This window comes from Ensifer adhaerens, assembly GCF_028993555.1.
In the GTDB taxonomy this organism is placed as follows: Bacteria; Pseudomonadota; Alphaproteobacteria; order Rhizobiales; family Rhizobiaceae; genus Ensifer; species Ensifer adhaerens_I.
In genome coordinates, this window is the sequence record NZ_CP118610.1 from 4068586 (window position 1) to 4086419 (window position 17834).

Sequence of the window (17834 nt, forward strand, 5' to 3'; positions counted from 1 at the left end):
CTACACGCTCTTGTCGGAGCCGCCCGAGCCGTCGTCGGCTGTTTGCGGCGCTTCCTCCTTGGAGGTGGTTTCCTCCGGCTCTGCGCCCAACACCTCATAGATCTCCAACGCGGAAGCGCGGCCCTTCGCCTGCGCCGAGCCGAGCGGCCGGAAATGAATGGCCTTACCGGCCTGGGCGACCACTGCCCCGCTCGCCATGATCGTCGTGTCGTAGTTCTTGTTCATGCCTTCCAGGCGCGAGGCGACGTTCACCGTATCGCCCATGGCGGTATATTGCAGTCGTTCTTTCGCGCCGACATTGCCGACGACGGCAGTGCCGGTATGGATGCCGAAACGGGTGCGAAACTCCGGAAGCCCCTTCTGACGCTGCGCCTCGTTGAAGACGCGCAGGCGTTCCTCGACCGCCAGCGCGCAACGACAGGCGTTTTCTGCGTGCCTTTCGTCCGGTGCGGGTGCGTTCCACATCGCGAACACCGAATCACCGAGGAACTGGATGATCGTTCCCTCGTGTTTTCCGACGGTCTCGCTGAAGATGTCGAAGTACTCCGACAGCATCGCCACGACCTCTTCCGGCGGATATTTTTCGCTGAGCGTGGTGAAATCGTAGATATCGGTGAAGAGCGCCGTCACCTCCTGTCGCCAGGCGGAGCGGCCGCTGAACTGGCCGGATTCGATGCCCTTGCGCACCAACTCCTTGGGCACATAGAGCGCAAAGGTGAAGATCGCGTCTCGCGCCCGGTTCATGGCTCCGCCGAGCGTGGAGATCTCGCTGACATGCGAGGACACGTCGATCGGCGTCGTGAAATCGAGATCCTGCAGCCGGTTGGCGCTCGCTGTCAGCTGGTTGAGCCCCTTGGTGATCAAATGCGCAAGCACCAGCGAAGCGAGCACCGCAAGCGCCACGACCGATCCGGAAATCACGAGCCCCTGCACGAGCGTCTGGTTGGCCTCCGCCATCAACTCGTCCAGCGGCGCTGCCACCACGGCGCGGTTGCCGGACAGAAGCAGCGTGGATTCGAGCGGTGTCACCATGACGAGATAGGTTCGGTCTCCCACCTCGACGAAGTCGGCCTTGCCGGGGGCGGGCGGATTGTTGCTGATGCTCTGGATCAGGGGGTCGCTGTCGGCCTGAACGATCGGGCTATCCTTGTCCTTCGCCGCCATGATGCGTCGCATCATCACCCGGTCCGAGTGGATGATCGGACGTCCGACGGCATCGAGGATGAACGAGACTGAGCCGGCCGTCAGCCGCTCGCGGGCAAGGAAATCGGTGATCGTATCGAGAATGACGTCCGCGCCGATGACGATCTCGCGATTGCCGCGATGCGCCTGCGAGATCGTCATCTCCAGCGTTTCGGTCGTGGCACTTTCGTAAGGGCCGGTCGAGACCGCGGCCTTCCCGTTGACGGCCGCGCGATACCAGGGCCTGGTCCGCGGGTCGAAGCCTGTCGGTGGCAGCTGCCGTTCAGAGAACTGCATGCCGTCCTTGTCGAGGAAGAGCACGCGCTGGAGAGACTTGCCGCTGGCATCCTTTTCCATCGAACGCACGGCAATGGCAGCACCACGCGGCGCGTCGAGCGCCATGCGCCAGGCGACCTGCTTGAGATCGACCACCTGAAAGAAGGCGCCGTCGGGATAGCCGACATAGACCCCGTCGATATGCGGCGAGCGGCTGATACCCTCGCGTAGTACCGCCACCTTGTCGTTCATGCGTTCCGGCGGTGGCACGAGGAAGGAGTTGGCGACCGAGGAAACGAGATTGACGAGGGCGGAGGTGTCGCCCGAGAGCACGCCCAGCCGGTCGACGAGGCGGTTCATGAAGCCGCGCATATTGGCCTCGGCGTCGGCGATCGCGGCGTTGCGTGAGCGATGGTAGTCCAGCCCGACGAGTGTGGCCGAGACGACAATCAGCATGGCGACCATGACCAGGCTGAACAGCGATCGCAGCGAGCTGTTCCAGCCGTCGCGTGTTCTGCTTTGTGGAGCACCGGACGCCGTGTCTGCCATTGCGGTTCTCTGCTTTCCTACCGATCAACTGACGACGACCTTAACGTGCAAGGATGGCCGCATGTGCAAGGAAAGTTAAATGCGATTCCCATAAAACACGTTAATCGGCGGGATGCACGCTCGCCGACATCCGTCGCAAAGATTTGGCGGCTCAGTTCACCGTCACAGGCTTCGAGCGCATGCGGGCGACGGTTTCCCGCTCAGCCCGCTTGCAGCGCATCGGCGGCAGGTTGCGGTCCATCAGGTCCATGTCTTCGAGCACCATGTCGCCCATCTTCTTGAAGGCGCTGTCGAGCGCACCGGCGCGGTGGGCGGAGCGCAGGAAGCCCGCCAGCCCGCGAACCGGATGATCTGGTGGCAGCGGCTCTTCCGGAAAGACGTCGCTGGCCGCCACGATATGGCCGCGTGCAACCGCCGCCATCAGCGCGTCGAAATCGACGACGCCGGCACGGCTCAACAGGATGAAGGCAGCGCCTGGGCGCATGCGGGCAAAGGCCTTTTCGCCGAGGAAGCCCTCGTTCTCGCTGGTGACCGATGCGACGACGAAGACGAAGTCGCTTTCGCCGAGGACCGTATCGAGCGACGCCGGCTCGACGCCGTTGTCCCTCAGGATCGAGGCCGGCATCCAGGGATCGAAGACGCGGATCTTCGCGCGAAAACCGGAGAGCACGCGGTTCAGCGCCTTGCCGAGGTCGCCGAAGCCGATGATGCCGATGTCGGCGCCGGAGAGAAGCCGCGCCGACCGGTTGCCGTCACCGCCCCACAGTTCACGGCCTTCGCGGAAGGCGAGATCGGCGTCGACGATGCCGCGGGCGATGTTGAGCGCCATGGCAAGGCCGAGTTCGGCGACCGGTTCGGCAAAGACCTGGCCCGTGGTCACCACATGGATGCCGCGCTCGAACAGCACTTCGTAGGGCATGTTGTTGATCAGGTTGCTCTCGACATTGAGGATCGCCCGAAGCCGGCCCATGCGCCGGAGCGTGGCGTGATCGAGCGGCGGCTGGCCGATGATGTAGCGCGTTTGCGAGAGGATATCGTCGCCAAGCCCGGAGATATCGTCCGGATCGGCTTCAACAATGCGGTAACGCCGGTGCAGGTCCTTCAGGGCCTCCGGCGTGAAGATGAGGTCGAGCGTGCGTGGCGCGGGCGCGCTGATGGCAAGCGGCCGGTTATCGGTCTTGGTATCGGACATGGTTCCCCCTGGCGGGAGCAGGCCCCGCTTTTCTGCCGTCAGGCTAGGAACAATTCCGCGTCTTGCCAAGCATAGAGACGGATGCGCCAGGCCCTAGTAGCCGAGGCCACGCTTCTGCCGGTAGAGTGACGGCGGCAGATCGCTGCCCTGAAAGACCGGTCCATCGCCGCGGCGGCAGTTGTAGACCGTATCGTAGATCGGGCCGCCGCGGGCCGTCGATTCGAACGGATAGTTGCGGTCGACGAAGGTCTGTTCGCATACGATATGATCGCCGCCGCCATTCAGCGGATCCATCTGGCGCACGCCGGGCAGGTCCCGGTAGGTCTGTGCCGGTGCCGGAATGGCGGAGAACCCCAAAGTCAGCGCGAGGGCCGAAAGGGTGAGAGCGGAGCGAAAAAACGTCATGGTCAGGACTTTCGAACGGGCGACCGTCTGGCGGGATACGGTAGCGGTATCGCCGGCGCCAAACTTGCGCTATAGGCCACACCACTTCGTTTGATCTGGGGATTTACGATGGCGAATGCAATACGGGTCCATGAAGGCGATATTTCCGCGGCCGATGCTGCGCGCTACACGGGCGCGATTGCCATCGACACCGAAACGCTTGGCCTCATCCCCCGCCGTGACCGTCTCTGCGTCGTGCAGCTTTCGCCGGGAGATGGCACCGCCGACGTCATCCGCATCGCCGCCGGCCAGAAAGAGGCGCCGAACCTCGTCGCCATGCTCGCCGATCCGGCTCGCCAGAAGATTTTCCACTTCGGCCGCTTCGATATCGCCGTGCTCTTCCATACGTTCGGGGTGACGACGACGCCGGTCTTCTGCACCAAGATCGCCTCGCGGCTGACCCGGACCTATACCGACCGCCATGGCCTCAAGGACAATCTCAAGGAGATGCTCGACGTCGACATTTCCAAGCAGCAGCAGTCGTCCGATTGGGCGGCGGACATCCTGTCGCCGGCGCAGCTCGAATATGCGGCTTCCGATGTGCTGCACCTGCATGCGCTGCGCGACAAGCTGACGGCACGCCTCATCCGCGACGGCCGCATGGAGCATGCCGACGCCTGCTTTGCCTTCCTGCCGACGCGCTCCAAGCTCGACCTCTTGGGCTGGGACGAGACGGATATCTTCGCGCACAGCTGAGCCATGATCGCAACGTCTGATGGCTTCAGGGCGTGAGGTAGAGGACGACGGCATAACGCGCCGCCTTGCCGATGGTGACGAACAGCAGGAACAGCGGCAGCTTCATGCGCAACAGGCCGGCTACCAGCGTCAGCGGGTCGCCGATGACGGGCAGCCACGAGAGCAGCAGCACCGGTTGCCCGTAGCGGGCAAATAGCGCCTCCGCCTTTTGCCGGTTGGCCGCCGAAACGGGAAACCAGCGCCGCCCTTCGAAGCGAATGAGGAAACGCCCCAGCGCAAAGTTGACGACGGCGCCGAGCACGTTGCCGAGCGTGGCCGCGACGAAGAGGGCAGGGCGGCTTGTTTCGCCGTGCAGGGCGGCAGCAACGATCGCAGCCTCCGACATGCCGAACAGCAGCGTCGCCGACAGGAATGCAGCGGAAAAAACGCCGGCAAGAATTCCGAAATCCAGGATCAGCTCCTGTCCGTATGGCCGAGATCGCGCTCCGGCTCGATGATATCGCGGATGCGCTGCTTCAATTCCTTGGGGCCGGGGAAGCCGCCATCGCGCTTGCGTTCCCAGACGAGTGCGTCATTCACACGAATTTCGAAATTGCCGCCGGTGCCGGGAATGAGCGCCACTTCGCCGAGCGACTGGCCGAAGGTCTGCAGCAGTTCCTGCGCCATCCAGCCGGCGCGCAGCAGCCAGTTGCACTGGGTGCAATAGAGGATGGTAATGCGTGGTTTCGGATCCATCGGCCTGGTCTCGGACGTGTGTCGGGGCGGCGACCATACCGGCGGCGCCGGGTGGAAACAACTGCGTTGCTCCGCCTCAGATGCTCACGCCGCGCTCACGTAATTGTCAACCAATTTAGTCATGTTTTTATCGACTGGCAGCTTGCTTTGAACGGTCGTCGCGGCGAGACAATGCGGCATTGCACAAATTGTCGCACCCCAACCGCCGGAGAGGCCCTTCATGACCGACGTCACTGTTTCCAGTTCCCGCCCGCGCGCCATTCTGCCGGCGCTGGAGAAGATTTATCTGTCGCTGGATACATCAGCCGAAACGTTGCTGCGCATTCTGGCCGGCGTCCTGCTTGCGGTCCACGGCTTCGGCAAGATCACCGATCCCTTCGGCGCGATCGGCATGGTCGAGGGCCTCGGCTTCTATCCCGGCGTCTTCTGGTCGCCGCTTCTTGCCGCCACCGAATTCTTCGGCGGTATCCTGATCGCGATCGGTCTGCTTACGCGCCCGGCCGCCTTTGCCGGCATGATCGTTCTTCTCGTCACCGTCTACTTCCACGGCATCGTTCAGGGCGAGGGCCTCTTCGGCGCAGAGAAGTCGATCCTGTGGGCGGCAATCCTGTTCTTCTTTGCCATCCGCGGTGCCAACAGCCAGTCGGTGGATGCCAAGCTCGGCAAGCAGTTCTGATTGATCGAACGATGATCAGGGAAACGGGGAGGCGGTGAAGACCGGCCTCCCCGTTTTCATTTGGCGGCACATGGTGCGCTTGCCGCCGGCCTGCTTTCAGGCGCTTTCCTTCGCCGTCACGCTGAATATGGTCATGCGATGCACCTTGCCCGACCGGTCTTGCCAGTCGATCGACTGGCCGACGGACAGGCCGATCAGCGCCGCGCCGACGGGCGTCAGCACCGAGATGCGTCCAGTCTCGATATCGGCCTCGCCGGGATAGACGAGTGTCACCTGCTTGGAAAAGCCGTTGTCCGCCTCGAAGGCAACGGTGGAACCCATCTGCACGCTGTCGGCAGGCAGGGCGCCCGGCGCGCCGATGCGGGCGCGATCGAGTTCGGAAAGCAGCGCTTCGGCCACGTCGGGCACGCGATCGAGCGCGGAGGAAGCCAGCGCCGTCAGCCGCTTGTGATCCTCGGCATTGATGATGATGGATGGAAGTTTCTTGCGGGATGCCGCCATGATGTGACCTGCCGTGTTCGGCCGTGGCGCCCACGGGCGCGCTCGGAATCGATAATCTGGGAATTCGGCGCTCGTTCAGCCGCGTTCAGAAATTTCTTCTGCGGACGCGAAAGGCTCCCCTTACCCGGAGAGCGCAAACATCCGGGCTGGGGTCAGGTTCCTGCGATCGGGCACACCCGGAAGCAGTGATAGGAAGAAATCGAAGACATCATGATGTCCCGAAGGTCGGAAAGTTTGACCGGGAAGTCAAGACCCGTGACGGAAGGGGTAAAGCGCAGGGCGGATCATTGCGCCTCTTGAACAGCGGCCATGCTCGTGGTCAATCTCGGTTCACGACGGCGAAGGGAAGGTGACGATGCGGGTATTGGTGGTTGAAAACATGGCGAAGACCGAGCTTGGCCAAGTCGGCACGGCGCTTCGCGAGGTCAAGGCGCAGATCGAGATCCACCGCGCCTATCTGGGTGAAACCGTTCCTGCAGCGCCCGACGGCTACGATGCGCTCGTCGTGCTCGGCGGCGAGCAGAGCGCGCTCGACGATGCCGCCTTTCCCTATCTGCCCGATCTCGCCGCACTGATGCGCGCCTTCGGCGACAGCGGTCGCTCCGTGCTTGGCATCTGCCTCGGAAGTCAGCTTCTTGCGCGCGCCTATGGCGGGGAGAACCTGCTGGGCGCCGCCAGAGAGTTCGGCTGGTGCCAGATCCAGGTACGCGGCGAAGGCGCCGAGGACCCGGTGCTGTCCAGCGTCGGCGAGAGCTTCCCGATTTTCCAGTGGCACGGCGATACCTTTACCTTGCCGGAAGGCGCAGTTCATCTCGCCGAAAACGCCGTCACTACCCATCAGGCCTTCCGCGTCGGCCGCGCCGCCTACGGCACCCAGTTCCATTTCGAGGCGGACACGCATCTGGTCGAAGACTGGAACCGTGCCTTCCCGGATACGATCAATCGGCTCGACCCCACCTGGCTTGTCCGCTACCGCGAGCACGCCGCCCGGCATGGCCGCGAGGCCGATGCGGCCGGTCTGGCGCTGGCGCGCGCCTGGGTGGCGACGATCGGTCGACGGGAGGGCGCTGCCGCGAACACAGATTCGGTTCTGGAGGAGGTGGATGGATGAGCGAGGCAAAGAACGGTGGCTGCTTCTGCGGCAAGATCCGCTATCGGCTGAAGGCCGCGCCGATGTTCGTCAACTGCTGCCACTGCAGCGATTGCCAGCGCCAGGTCGGTAGCGCCTTCGTCGTCAACGGCGTCATCGAGCGCGACAACATCGAGCTCACCACAGGCGAGCCAATCGTCGTCACGCTCCCCACGGATAGCGGCCGCCCGCACGACGTCTATCGCTGCGCCGAATGCCAGACGGCGCTCTGGAGCGACTACGGCCGGCGCGGCTGGCTCTCCTTCCTCAGGATCGCGAGCCTCGACAGCCCTTCGGACTTTCCGCCGGATGCGCATATTTTCACCCGCTCCAAGGTCGAGTGGCTGTCGCTCGACGGTGGCGCCCCGGCCTTCGAGATCTATTACGATATGAAGACCCTTTGGCCGGCCGATAGCCTGGCGCGGCGCGAGGCGGCGGAAGCAAGGGCAAAAGCGTGACTGTCAGCGAACGCGACAAGATGGCGGCCGGGCAATGGTACTCGTGTCTCGACGCCGAACTCGACGCGCTTCGCCTGACGGCGCGCGAAGCCGTCCACCGGCACAACACCATGCCGCCGGCGGAACGCCAAAGCATGGCACCGGCCTTGCGCGCGCTCTTCCGTGCAGCCGCCGATGACGTCTTCATCGAGGCGCCGTTCCATTGTTCCTACGGCATCAACATCAGTCTCGGTGCCCGCGTCTATCTCAATGCCGGCTGCACTGTCCTCGACAGCGGGCAGGTGGCGATCGGCCGGGGGACGATGCTCGGGCCGAACGTGCAGATCTATTGCGCCGAGCACCACAAGGACGCCGTGCTTCGGGGGCAGGGCCTCGAAGTCGCCCGCCCGGTGACGATTGGCGCCGATGTCTGGATCGGCGGCGGTGCGATCATTCTGGGCGGCGTGACCATCGGCGACGGCGCGATCGTCGGGGCGGGTTCGGTGGTGACGAAGGATGTGGCGGCCGGCGCAGTCGTGGCCGGCAACCCGGCGCACCCTCTGCCGCGTAGCCAGACCTGACTTCAGGAAGACAGTGAAGCGGCACTCTGCCAGGATTTCGTAATTTCAAAGGGTTAGGTCATTCACCGTTCCCGCGGACAAATGATCGATCCAAGGCCATTTCGAAAGGACCACTTTCAATGACGAGCGAGACCAAGACCATCCATGTACGCCCGGCGCGTCCCGACGACGCACCGGCACTCTGCGCCTTCCTCAACGAAATCATCCGGATCGGCGGCACCACCGCCCACCAGACGCCGTTCACGCCGGAGAGCTTCGCGGAGCACTATCTCGCTGGTCCCGGTTTCGTCAGCTGCTTCGTCGCCGAGGACGAGAATGGCGCGCCCTGCGCTTTCCAGGGGCTGGATCGCTGGGACGGTATACCGGAGAACTGGGCCGACATCGGCACCTTCTCCCGCCCGGGCAACAAGGTTCCCGGTGCCGGTACGGCCCTTTTCAAGGCCACCTGCGACTATGCTCGCTCTATCGGGCTCAAGGCACTCAACGCCACCATCCGCGCCGACAACACCGGTGGCCTCACCTACTACGGCAAGATGGGCTTCGTCGACTACAAGGTCGACAAGGCGGTGCCGCTTAAGGATGGGCAACTCGTGGATCGGGTTTCGAAGCGCTACTTGCTTGCGGAGACGTGAGGCGAAGTGGGCCGCTTCGGCATCGCCTCACTCCCCAGTTGTCATCCTCGGGCTTGACCCGAGGATCCACGCCCGGGCACTCAACAAAGTTCGAATTGCGGGTCGAGAGGTGGCACCTCTTGTGAGCATGCCGCTCTAGCGTCCGCTTCGCTGCACCATGGCGACGATCGTCTCGTAGAGCTCGTCCTGTGCCTCATCGGCGGTGATCTCTCCCGTCGCTGCGGCGTTGGACAGGCCATCGGCGGCTCCGAGCATCGCCCAGAAGCCGGCCAGCGCGATATCCTCCTGTCCGGTGAACCGGCGCAGCACCGTTTGGCACTTCTCGATGTAGACCCGTTGATAGGCTCGCTTGACGGTCTCAAGCTCGGGCGAGCCGGCCAGTGCTGCCAGCACGCCGGGGATCTCGCGGCCCTGTGTCAGCACGCAGTCGACATAGGAAGAGGCAATGGTCCTGGCTATCCCTTCCAGCGTCGGGTCGCTCGCTGCGACAGCGGCGTCCATCACCAGGGTCTGGCGCGCGTCGAAGTCCTGATAGAGCGCTGCGAGCAGACCGTTGCGCGTGCCGAAATGATCATAGACCACAGGCTTGGCGACGGCTGCCTCTTCGGCCAGCCGCGGCAGCGTTAGTGCGTCGGTACCTTCTTCGCGAACCAGCCTCCACGCCACGTCGACGAGCTGGCTTAGCCGCTGCTCACGCGTGAGACGAACGCGCTTGGCAGTGATCGGACTTTTTTCCATTGCGCTTGACATCGTTATATACCAAAAGTAACTTACCTTAAGTATATAGAAGAAAACTCCTCACCGCAACCATCCGCCGGCTGACCGCCGCGGCCGAAGCGGCATGCACGCGCATGCCGTTTGCAAAGGATTCATGCCGATGACTGACACTTCACTCCCCCGTTCTCAGCACCGAAGCGCATGGCTTGGTCTGATTGCCGTGTTGCCGCTTGTCCTGCTCGTGGCCATGGACGGCTCGATCCTCTATCTCGCCATGCCGCGCGTAACCTCGGCTCTCATGCCGACTGCCGACCAGGCGCTCTGGATTCTCGATATCTACGGCTTCGTGGTCGGTTCGCTGCTGATCGCTTTCGGCAATATCGGTGACCGTTATGGGCGGCTGAGATTGATCATGATCGGTGCCGTGGTCTTCGGCGCAGGATCGCTCGGGGCGGCCTATTCGCAGTCGCCGATGGCGCTAATCGCCTCGCGGGCGCTGATGGGGCTCGGTGGCGCGACATTGCTGCCCTCCGGCCTTGCGATCGTCAGCGCGCTGTTTCCTGATCCACGCCAGCGCGCCCAGGCGATCGGCATCTTTGCAGCCACGTTTGCGGCCGGGTTTGCGATCGGTCCGGTTCTCGGTGGCCTGCTGTTGCAGCGGCTGGAGTGGGGCGCCGTGTTCCTGATCAATGTCCCCGTCGTTCTCGGTTTCCTGGTCGCAGCACCGGTCCTGCTTCGCGAGGTGCGTTCCACGGCCTATGGCCGCATCGACCTGCCGAGCCTCGTGCTGTCCTTTGCCGGCATCCTGCTTTTCACCTATTCGCTGAAGACCGCTGCCGCCTATGGCTTGACGGCCATGCAATCGGCCGCTGGGGCCGTTGGCCTGCTCGCCATTGTGCTGTTCCTTCGCCGGCAAACGAGGATCGCGTATCCGCTGCTGGACCTGGCCCTGTTCCGCGACCGCATCTTTTCGATCGCCATCCTCACCGGCCTCTTGCCGCTGGTCGTCTGGTCCGCCGCTGGCTATCTCTCAGGCATCTATCTGCAATCGGTGCTGGGCTTCGACGTTTTTAAGGCGGCACTGCTGACCTTGCCGGGCGCCATCGTGCTGATGGCCACCTGCGTCGGCACGGCCCGCGTCGTCGATGCGATCGGTCGTAGGACGGCGCTCGTCGCAACACATTTTCTGATCGCAACCGGCGTCCTCTTGCTGCTGTTGACGACCACCGATTCTGGCGTCGCGGCCTTTATCGCCTCGACCGTTGTCGCTGGCATGGGTTACGGCCTCTCCTTCAGCCTCGTGGCCGAGATCGCCGTCTCGGCTGTGCCTACAGAACGCGCCGGCGCAGCCGGTTCGATCGCCGAGACCAGCAACGAGCTCGGCAATGCGCTCGGCATCACGCTTCTCGGTTCGCTGGCGGCGCTCAGCTTCCGGCTGTGCGGCCCCGGTGTGGCGGGCACGCTCAACGAAACTCTCGACCGGCCGGGTCTCTCGTCGGAGACTGTCCTGCAAGCCAATGAGGCCTTCCTCACCGGCCTGCATGTCGCCGCTGGCGTCGGCGCCTTGTCGCTCCTCGCATTGGGCATCGTCGCGTGGCTCTGGCTGCCGAAGAAGCTGCCGGAGTAAGCGTCGCGATTTGTAGCAGGCATCATGGCCGATAGCCTCAGATGCCGAAACGAAACGAAACGGGCGGCCATGAGGCCGCCCGTTGGGTATTCCTGTCTGGTTGAGGCAGAGGCAGGAAGCCCTTACTCGTCGCCCATCTTGAGGGCGGCGATGAAGGCCTCCTGCGGAATTTCCACCTTGCCGAACTGGCGCATGCGTTTCTTGCCGGCCTTCTGCTTTTCGAGCAGCTTGCGCTTGCGGGTGGCGTCGCCGCCGTAGCACTTGGCCGTCACGTCCTTGCGCAGCGCCGAGATGGTTTCGCGGGCAATGACGTTGCCACCGATCGCCGCCTGGATCGGGATCTTGAACATGTGCTTCGGGATCAGCTCCTTGAGCTTCTCGCACATTTCACGACCGCGCTTTTCCGCCGCCATCCGGTGCACCATCATCGACAGGGCGTCGACCGGCTCGCCGTTGACGAGGATCGACATCTTCACAAGGTTGCCTTCCTTGTGCTCGGTGATCTGGTAGTCGAACGAGGCATAGCCCTTGGAAATCGACTTCAGGCGGTCGTAGAAGTCGAAGACGACTTCGTTGAGCGGCAGGTCGTAGGTCAGCATCGCGCGGGTGCCGACGTAAGTCAGTTCGATCTGGATGCCGCGCCGGTCCTGGCAGAGCTTCAGGATGCCGCCGAGATAGTCGTCGGGGGTCAGGATCGTCGCGCGAATCCACGGCTCGTGGATTTCCGCGATCTTGACGACGTCGGGCATGTCGGCCGGGTTGTGCAGTTCGCGCTCGGAGCCATCGGTCATGAACAGCTTGTAGACGACCGAAGGGGCTGTCGCGATCAGGTCGAGGTCGAACTCGCGCTCCAGGCGTTCCTGGATGATTTCGAGGTGCAGCAGGCCGAGGAAGCCGCAGCGGAAGCCGAAGCCGAGGGCGGCGGAGGATTCCATTTCGAAGGAGAACGACGCGTCGTTGAGGCGCAGCTTGCCCATGGCCGAGCGCAGGTCTTCGAAGTCGGCAGCATCCACCGGGAACAGGCCGCAGAAGACCACCGGCTGGGCCGGCTTGAAGCCCGGCAGTGCCTTGTCGGTCGGGCGCTTGTCCTCGGTGATGGTGTCGCCGACGCGGGTGTCGGCCACTTCCTTGATCGAGGCGGTGATGAAGCCGATCTCGCCGGGGCCGAGCGCATCCATCGCCACCATCTTCGGGGTCAGCACGCCGACGCGTTCGATCGTGTACTTGGCGTCGGTGCCCATCATGCGGATGGTCATGCCCTTCTTGAGCGTGCCGTCGATGATGCGCACGAGAACCATGACGCCGAGATAGGTGTCGTACCAGCTGTCGACTAGCAGGGCTTTGAGCGGCGCCGCATCGCCGCCGTCGCTCTTCGGCGCCGGCAGCTTGGTGACGATTGCTTCGAGCACATCCGGGATGCCAAGGCCGGTCTTGGCCGAAATCAGCACCGCGTCGGACGCGTCGATGCCGATCACTTCCTCGATCTGCTCCTTGATGCGGTCCGGTTCGGCCGCGGGCAGGTCGATCTTGTTAAGCACGGTGACGAGCTCGTGGTTGTTGTCGATCGCCTGGTAGACGTTGGCAAGCGTCTGCGCTTCCACGCCCTGGGACGCGTCGACGACGAGCAGCGAGCCTTCGCAGGCCGAAAGCGACCGCGAGACTTCGTAGGCAAAGTCGACGTGGCCGGGGGTGTCGATCAGGTTCAGCACATAGGTTTCGCCGTCATTGGCCTTGTAGTGCAGGCGCACCGTCTGGGCCTTGATGGTGATGCCGCGCTCGCGTTCGATATCCATGCTGTCGAGCACCTGCTCGGACATCTCGCGCTCGGCGAGGCCGCCGGTGGACTGGATCAGCCGGTCGGCAAGCGTCGACTTGCCGTGGTCGATGTGGGCCACGATCGAGAAGTTGCGGATATGCGAAAGGGGCGTCTTCGAAGATGTTGTGCTCATGGGCCGCATATAGCAGTGCCTTCAACCGCCGCAAAGCGGGAAATGAAGGCTTCGTTCACTATAAATCGGGCTATTCGGCGCCCGCCTCGGCATCGACCAGCGCGCCGGCATTCGGCACCTGCGCGCTCCTGATCTCGAAGCCCTCGCGCTCGGACGCTGGCACCTCGTCGCGTTTCCTGAGTCTCAGCAGCACGAAGAGCGCATAAAGTGCTGCAACCGCCATCGCCGCATAGATGAAAGTGCGCTGCCCGAACACAGGTGTCAGCAGCGTCACCAGCATCGGCACGACGGTCGCGGCGATCGACCAGGCGACCAGCATGGTGCTGGCAAGCGGCACGAAATCTGCCGGGTCCGTGCGGTCGTTGGCGTGCGCATTGGCGATCGAATAGACGGTCTCGACGGCGCCGGCAAAGAGCGCAAAGACCAGCATCAAGAGGATCAGGTTGCTGAACGAGGCCGAAAGCGCGAAGAAGCCGGCGGCAAGGATCAGCAGGCAGGTGCCGATCAGTACCAGGCGTCGGTCGATCCGGTCCGACAGCGTTCCCATCGGGTACTGGATGGCAATGAGGCCGAACTGCATGACGAACATCAGGTTGGCGACATCGCCCTGGCTGACATTGTTGGCGGCCGCATAGATCGGCGTGAACCCCTGCACCACCATAGACAGGCCACCGGCGGCAAGCACGCCGATGAAGGCGACCGGGGAATTGCGCCAGACCATCGGGATATCGATGCTGACCTTCGCGGGTGCCGGCGGTGTCGGCAGCCGTGTCAGCCCTATCGGCAGGAGTGCGAGCGCCGTGAAGAAGATGGTCACGAGTGGCGGCAGGTTGCCGTCGGCCGGGATCTGCCCGAACAGCCAGGCGCCGGTGCCAAGCCCGATGACATAGGCCATGTAGAACAGTGCCATCGCCTTGCCGCGCCAGTGGTTTTCACTGGCATGGTTGAGCCAGCTCTGGGCGATGATGAAGTTGGTGTTGCCGGATGCGCCATAAAGCCCGCGGGCAAGCACCCACAAGAGCGGATGCATGCCGAGCGCGATCGTCAGCGCCGAGAGGATGACCAGCGCCATCGAGCAGGAGAAGGCGCGCGCGTGGCCGACGCGGCGGATCATCGGCCCGGCGATGACGCAACCGATGAGCCCGCCGAAGGCGATCATGGTCACGGCCGCACCCGGCACCCAGTCCGGTGCGTCCGAGCGCGTCAGCGCGAAGGGCACATAGGCGAGCATCATGCCGTTGCCGATCGCGACCGAAGTCATCGAAGCGACGATACTGGCGATCGAGGTCAGCGAGGAGGGCTGCGTTGTCATGTCCAACCTGTCGATGAAGGGCCGCGCCTTCGGGCGCGCTGGATGAGAACTATCTAAAGTATTGAAGTGTAAGCTTTTCTCGTTTCTGTTCGCGAAGCCGCCACCATAGCCGAAAGGCCGTCGATACGCTGTCGCCAAAGCGGCATCGCATGCCCGTATTTTCAGTCTTTCCCAGTCTTGACTCCACTATATGAGAAATGCAATCTCAAATAATGGAAAACATCACCGACCCCCTGGAATATGCCATCGGCGAGCGTATCCGCACGCTGCGCACGGAACAAAGCCTGACGCTCGACGAGCTTGCCAGCAGTTCCGGCGTCAGCCGCGCGATGATCTCGCGCATCGAGCGAGGCGAGACGAGCCCGACGGCGCAACTTCTCGCAAAGCTCTGCAGCGCACTCTCGACCACGCTCTCGGAGCTGTTTGCCTTCGAGGCGAAAGCGGCGTCGCCGGTTGCGCGGCGCGCCGACCAGCGCCTCTGGCGCGATCCGGAATCCGGCTATCTGCGCCGCTCGGTCTCGCCGGACGGGCTCGGTTCGCCGGTCGATATCGTCGAGGTCGAGTTTCCGCCTGGCGCCCGTGTTGTCTTCGAGCGGCAGCCGTCGAATCGGGGAATCACCCAGCATCTCTGGCTGTTCTCCGGTCGGTTGGAACTCACCACCGAATCCGGCTCACATTCGCTGGAGGCTGGCGACTGCCTGTTCATGGGCCTTGAGGCGGGCCACATCTTCCACAACCCGCACGACGAGCCGGCTCACTACACCGTCGTCCTCTGCCGCACCAAGGTTTGACCATGTCCGATATAGAGATCCGCCTGCTCGATGAAACCCAGGCCCGTGCAGCAATCCCGGCACTCGCCGAGGTGCTGTCCGATTGCGTCGAGGGCGGCGCGTCGGTCGGCTTCATGCAGCCCTATCCGCCGCAAAGCGCGCTTGCCTACTGGCAGGCGGTCGCCCAGGCGGTTGCCGCGGGCGAAACGCTGCTGATGGTGGCGGAGGTCGAGGGACGCATTCTCGGCACGGTGCAGGTCGGCGTCGCGCAGATGCCGAACCAGCCGCACCGCGGCGATCTGAAGAAGCTGCTTGTGCACCGCGCGGCCCGCGGCAAGGGCCTTGCCCGCCGGTTGATGGAGGCGGTCGAACGTAAAGCGGCGGCGTGCGGCAAGACGCTGCTGGTGCTCGATACTGCGACCGGCAGCGAGGCGGAGGCGATCTATCCACGCCTCGGTTGGGAGCGCGTCGGTGTCATCCCCGACTATGCGATGTGGCCGGAGGGCGGCCTCTGCGCCACCACGTTCTTCTACAAGCGGATCGCGGCGTAGCGAGATCGCAGTTCCTGGAGACTGCCCCTCACCCTAACCTCTCCCCGCAGGCGGGGAGAGGGAACGCGGAAGTTCCGCGGATACCTCATCTGCCACATCCGGAAATCTTGAGAGTTGAGCATGGGAGCGAGCGCATGCAACGGGTGTCCTTCTCCCCGCTTACGGGGAGAAGGTGGCCGGCAGGCCGGATGAGGGGCTCCGCCCGGCATGACCAGCAGGCCGGAGGGAGCCGCCGAGGTTGCCAAGCCCGCACGCTTGGATAGGTTACCAGCACCCTTCTTGCCGATCAGGACCTCCCCATGCGCATCTTCTACTCCGAGGACCACAAGCTCCGTGACGCCAAAACCGAACTCTTCGGTGGCGAACTCGTGCCGCCCTTCGAGGCGCCGTTCCGCGCCGAGTGGATTCTGGCGGCGGTGAAGGAGGCGGGCTTTCATGATGTCGTCGCACCCGAGCGTCACGGCCTCGACGTCGCCCTCAAGCTGCATTCGGCCGATTATCTCGAATTCCTCGAAACCGCCTGGTCGCGCTGGGTCGCCGATGGTTATCTCGGCGAGGCGATCGCCACCTGCTTTCCGGCCCGACGCATGCGCCAGCATCCGCCGCGTGATATTGACGGTGCGCTTGGCTACTATTCCTTCGCCGCGGAGACGGCGATCACCGAGGGCACCTATGCCGCCGCGCGTGCCGCGATGGATTGTGCGCTTTCGGCTGCCGACCATATCCATGCCGGCAACCGCGCTGCCTTCGCGCTCTGCCGGCCGCCCGGCCACCATGCGGCGATCGATCTCTATGGCGGCTACTCCTTCATCAACAATGCCGCCTGTGCTGCCCAACGCCTAAGGGATCACGGTGCCCGCAAGGTTGCGGTGCTCGACGTCGATTTTCACCACGGCAACGGCACGCAGGATATCTTCTACGAGCGCGGCGACGTCTATTTCGCCTCGCTGCACGGCGATCCCGTCGATGCCTTCCCCTATTTCCTCGGTTTTGCCGACGAGGAGGGCGCCGGCGAGGGGCTGGGCACGACGAAGAACTACCCCTTGCCGCGGCGCACCGGCTACGATGTGTGGTCGGCAGCCATGGACGACGCGCTGTTGCGCATCGCCGCCTTCGGCGCCGAGGCGCTGGTCGTCTCGCTCGGCGTCGACACCTTCGAGCGCGATCCGATCTCGTTCTTCCGCTTGACGTCCGACGATTACGTCCGCATGGGCGCGGCGCTGGGGCGCTCGGGCCTGCCGGTCGTCGTCTGTATGGAGGGCGGCTATGGCGTTCCGGAGATCGGGCTCAACGTTGCCAACGTCCTGAAGGGCCTTTGCGGCTGAGCATGCCATCGTGAAAAATACGGTGCCCGCTATTGACCTCAACTTTACTTGAGGTCGTACGACTGCTCCTGTTCAAAGAGATGAGAGGACAGGAGCAATGAGTAACCAATCGAAGCCGGCTGTTGTGGCGCCGCTTTACCGCATCAACAAATACACAGTACCTGTGGAGGCACGCCAGCAGTTCGTCGAACTGGTCGACAAGACGCTTGCGGTCATCCGAAAGCAGGAGGGCTATGTGAAGGACCTGTTCCTGGAGCAGCATGCCGGCCCCGGCCAGTTCGATTTCATCACGATGATCGAGTTTTCCAGTGCTGACGTCGCGCCGAAGGTTGCTGCTGCTCTGGGTGAGTTCGATCGCAGCCTCGGCCTCGACCGCGAGGCACTGATGAAGACGCTCGGCATCCGCACTGACTTTGCCAGCTACCGGGCCTTCGGCGGTCTGGCTGCCTAGAGCAATTCCAGGAAAAGCGTGCAACGGTTTTCCGTCCGGAATTGCGGTGATAACAGAGAGTTAGAACGAAAAGGCTCGGCAGTGCCGGGCCAATCCAAGCTC

Annotated in this window: 20 protein-coding genes; 11 read left to right on the plus strand and 9 right to left on the minus strand. The window is 63.6% G+C overall.

Going from position 1 to position 17834, the window contains the following annotated elements:
• From PWG15_RS19585 to PWG15_RS19595, 3 genes are all read right to left on the minus strand, one after another.
• Positions 1-2007, minus strand: coding sequence for an adenylate/guanylate cyclase domain-containing protein (locus PWG15_RS19585; protein ID WP_275022227.1), 2007 nt, complete (start codon positions 2005-2007; stop codon positions 1-3).
• A gap of 151 nt (positions 2008-2158) precedes the next feature.
• Positions 2159-3199, minus strand: coding sequence for a hydroxyacid dehydrogenase (locus tag PWG15_RS19590; RefSeq protein WP_275022228.1), 1041 nt, complete (start codon positions 3197-3199; stop codon positions 2159-2161).
• Positions 3200-3292: 93 nt separating this feature from the next.
• Positions 3293-3604, minus strand: coding sequence for a hypothetical protein (locus PWG15_RS19595; RefSeq protein ID WP_275022229.1), 312 nt, complete (start codon positions 3602-3604; stop codon positions 3293-3295).
• 108 nt (positions 3605-3712) lie between these two features.
• Between PWG15_RS19595 and PWG15_RS19600 the strand changes: the two genes are divergently transcribed.
• Entirely contained in the window at positions 3713-4339 is a 627-nt protein-coding gene (locus tag PWG15_RS19600) for a ribonuclease D (RefSeq protein ID WP_275022230.1), read from the plus strand.
• A gap of 25 nt (positions 4340-4364) precedes the next feature.
• Here PWG15_RS19600 and PWG15_RS19605 read toward each other — a convergent pair whose 3' ends face one another.
• Both PWG15_RS19605 and PWG15_RS19610 read right to left on the minus strand, forming a co-directional pair.
• Positions 4365-4709: a YqaA family protein gene (locus PWG15_RS19605; protein WP_275024467.1), complete on the minus strand. Its 345-nt coding sequence runs from the start codon at positions 4707-4709 to the stop codon at positions 4365-4367.
• 83 nt (positions 4710-4792) lie between these two features.
• Positions 4793-5074 (minus strand): Rdx family protein, encoded by a 282-nt coding sequence (locus tag PWG15_RS19610; protein WP_275022231.1) that lies wholly within the window; start codon positions 5072-5074, stop codon positions 4793-4795.
• Positions 5075-5294: 220 nt separating this feature from the next.
• Between PWG15_RS19610 and PWG15_RS19615 the strand changes: the two genes are divergently transcribed.
• Positions 5295-5750, plus strand: a complete 456-nt coding sequence (locus tag PWG15_RS19615) for a DoxX family protein (protein ID WP_275022232.1) — start codon at positions 5295-5297, stop codon at positions 5748-5750.
• A gap of 96 nt (positions 5751-5846) precedes the next feature.
• Here the strand turns inward: PWG15_RS19615 and rnk are convergent, their stop codons facing one another.
• Positions 5847-6251 carry a nucleoside diphosphate kinase regulator gene (rnk, locus tag PWG15_RS19620; RefSeq protein WP_275022233.1) on the minus strand — a complete coding sequence of 135 codons (405 nt, stop codon included), beginning with the start codon at positions 6249-6251 and terminating at the stop codon, positions 5847-5849.
• A 355-nt stretch (positions 6252-6606) separates the two neighbouring features.
• On the opposite strand from rnk, the gene PWG15_RS19625 reads away from it, so the two are divergent.
• From PWG15_RS19625 to PWG15_RS19640, 4 genes are all read left to right on the plus strand, one after another.
• Positions 6607-7362, plus strand: a complete 756-nt coding sequence (locus tag PWG15_RS19625; protein ID WP_275022234.1) for a type 1 glutamine amidotransferase — start codon at positions 6607-6609, stop codon at positions 7360-7362.
• The gene (locus PWG15_RS19630) at positions 7359-7838 is read left to right on the plus strand and encodes a GFA family protein (RefSeq protein ID WP_275022235.1); all 480 of its coding nucleotides are present in this window, start codon (positions 7359-7361) and stop codon (positions 7836-7838) included. Before PWG15_RS19625 ends, PWG15_RS19630 begins: the two co-directional genes overlap by 4 nt.
• Positions 7835-8398, plus strand: a complete 564-nt coding sequence (locus PWG15_RS19635) for a sugar O-acetyltransferase (RefSeq protein ID WP_275022236.1) — start codon at positions 7835-7837, stop codon at positions 8396-8398. The genes PWG15_RS19630 and PWG15_RS19635 overlap by 4 nt, the downstream gene beginning before the upstream one ends.
• 119 nt (positions 8399-8517) lie before the next feature.
• Positions 8518-9030: a GNAT family N-acetyltransferase gene (locus PWG15_RS19640; RefSeq protein ID WP_275022237.1), complete on the plus strand. Its 513-nt coding sequence runs from the start codon at positions 8518-8520 to the stop codon at positions 9028-9030.
• Between the two features lie 135 nt (positions 9031-9165).
• Here PWG15_RS19640 and PWG15_RS19645 read toward each other — a convergent pair whose 3' ends face one another.
• Entirely contained in the window at positions 9166-9780 is a 615-nt protein-coding gene (locus tag PWG15_RS19645) for a TetR/AcrR family transcriptional regulator (RefSeq protein ID WP_425536719.1), read from the minus strand.
• 127 nt (positions 9781-9907) lie between these two features.
• On the opposite strand from PWG15_RS19645, the gene PWG15_RS19650 reads away from it, so the two are divergent.
• Positions 9908-11374: an MFS transporter gene (locus PWG15_RS19650; RefSeq protein ID WP_275022239.1), complete on the plus strand. Its 1467-nt coding sequence runs from the start codon at positions 9908-9910 to the stop codon at positions 11372-11374.
• 122 nt (positions 11375-11496) lie between these two features.
• Here PWG15_RS19650 and lepA read toward each other — a convergent pair whose 3' ends face one another.
• Both lepA and PWG15_RS19660 read right to left on the minus strand, forming a co-directional pair.
• Complete coding sequence (lepA, locus tag PWG15_RS19655; protein WP_425536720.1) at positions 11497-13323, minus strand: translation elongation factor 4; 1827 nt, start codon at positions 13321-13323, stop codon at positions 11497-11499.
• A 70-nt stretch (positions 13324-13393) separates the two neighbouring features.
• Positions 13394-14635: an MFS transporter gene (locus PWG15_RS19660; RefSeq protein ID WP_275022241.1), complete on the minus strand. Its 1242-nt coding sequence runs from the start codon at positions 14633-14635 to the stop codon at positions 13394-13396.
• 212 nt (positions 14636-14847) lie between these two features.
• Here PWG15_RS19660 and PWG15_RS19665 point away from each other — a divergent pair, with 212 nt between their 5' ends.
• The 4 genes from PWG15_RS19665 to PWG15_RS19680 all read left to right on the plus strand — a co-directional run bounded on the left by PWG15_RS19665 (position 14848) and on the right by PWG15_RS19680 (position 17732).
• Positions 14848-15426 (plus strand): helix-turn-helix domain-containing protein, encoded by a 579-nt coding sequence (locus tag PWG15_RS19665; RefSeq protein ID WP_275022242.1) that lies wholly within the window; start codon positions 14848-14850, stop codon positions 15424-15426.
• Between the two features lie 2 nt (positions 15427-15428).
• Positions 15429-15956 carry a GNAT family N-acetyltransferase gene (locus PWG15_RS19670; RefSeq protein WP_275022243.1) on the plus strand — a complete coding sequence of 176 codons (528 nt, stop codon included), beginning with the start codon at positions 15429-15431 and terminating at the stop codon, positions 15954-15956.
• Positions 15957-16255: 299 nt separating this feature from the next.
• A complete protein-coding gene (locus PWG15_RS19675; protein ID WP_275022245.1) occupies positions 16256-17281 on the plus strand; it encodes a histone deacetylase family protein in 1026 nt (341 codons plus the stop codon).
• 97 nt (positions 17282-17378) lie between these two features.
• Positions 17379-17732 carry an antibiotic biosynthesis monooxygenase gene (locus PWG15_RS19680; RefSeq protein WP_275022246.1) on the plus strand — a complete coding sequence of 118 codons (354 nt, stop codon included), beginning with the start codon at positions 17379-17381 and terminating at the stop codon, positions 17730-17732.
• The last annotated feature ends 102 nt before the right edge of the window (positions 17733-17834 follow it).